The organism is Micromonospora sp. NPDC005254 (assembly GCF_042872525.1).
Classification (GTDB): domain Bacteria; phylum Actinomycetota; class Actinomycetes; order Mycobacteriales; family Micromonosporaceae; genus Micromonospora.
The window spans coordinates 1,859-3,203 of sequence record NZ_JBIAKM010000016.1; the positions used below are offsets into that span (position 1 = coordinate 1,859).

Here is a 1,345-nt window from a genome sequence, read left to right on the forward strand (position 1 = left end):
CTGGGTTTGGTGTGGGGCGGATCGGGTTGTGGGTTGGTCGTTTGTTGAGAATTGCACAGTGGACGCGAGCATCTTTGTGGTCAAGTTGTCAAGGGCGAACGGTGAATGCCTTGGCACCAGGAGCCGATGAAGGACGTGGGAGGCCGCGATAGGCCTGGGGGAGCTGTCAACCAAGCTGTGATCCCAGGGTGTCCGAATGGGGAAACCTGGCACCAGTCATGTGGTGTCACCCACACCTGAACACATAGGGTGTGTGGAGGGAACGCGGGGAAGTGAAACATCTCAGTACCCGTAGGAAGAGAAAACAAATAGTGATTCCGTGAGTAGTGGCGAGCGAAAGCGGATTGAGGCTAAACCGGCTGCGTGTGATACCTGTCAGGGGTTGCGTGGTCGGGGTTGTGGGACCCTACTGAACAAGCTGACACTTGTTCGAGGAGTTACAAAGTCAGTGGCTAGTCGAACAGTCTGGAATGGCTGACCGTAGACGGTGAAAGTCCGGTAGGTGAAAGTTGCTGACCTTCTGTGGGTGTTCCCGAGTAGCGGCGGACCCCTGAAATCTGCCGTGAATCTGCCAGGACCACCTGGTAAGCCTAAATACTTCCTGGTGACCGATAGCGGACGAGTACCGTGAGGGAATGGTGAAAAGTACCCCGGGAGGGGAGTGAAATAGTACCTGAAACCGTTCGCCTACAATCCGTCGGAGCCTTGCGGGGTGACGGCGTGCCTTTTGAAGAATGAGCCTGCGAGTTAGTGGCATGTGGCGAGGTTAACCCGTGTGGGGGAGCCGTAGCGAAAGCGAGTCTGAATAGGGCGATTCAGTCGCGTGTCCTAGACCCGAAGCGGAGTGATCTAGCCATGGGCAGGCTGAAGCGCGGGTAAGACCGCGTGGAGGGCCGAACCCACCAACGTTGAAAAGTTGGGGGATGACCTGTGGTTAGGGGTGAAAGGCCAATCAAACTCCGTGATAGCTGGTTCTCCCCGAAATGCATTTAGGTGCAGCGTCGCGTGTTTCTTGCCGGAGGTAGAGCACTGGATGGTCTAGGGGGCCCACAAGCTTACCGAAACCAGCCAAACTCCGAATGCCGGTAAGTGAGAGCGCGGCAGTGAGACTGCGGGGGATAAGCTTCGTAGTCGAGAGGGAAACAGCCCAGATCACCAGCTAAGGCCCCTAAGCGTGTGCTAAGTGGAAAAGGATGTGGGGTCGCATAGACAACCAGGAGGTTGGCTTAGAAGCAGCCACCCTTTAAAGAGTGCGTAATAGCTCACTGGTCAAGTGGTTCCGCGCCGACAATGTAGCGGGGCTCAAGCACACCGCCGAAGCTGTGGCATTCACATTTTAACCACG

General features: G+C 56.2%; 1 rRNA gene (only partly in view). It reads left to right on the top strand.

Annotation, left to right across the window (positions count from 1 at the left end):
* The first annotated feature begins 78 nt into the window (after window positions 1–78).
* A 23S ribosomal RNA gene (locus ACFYPR_RS31755) occupies window positions 79–1,345 on the top strand (it continues 1,922 nt past the right edge of the window).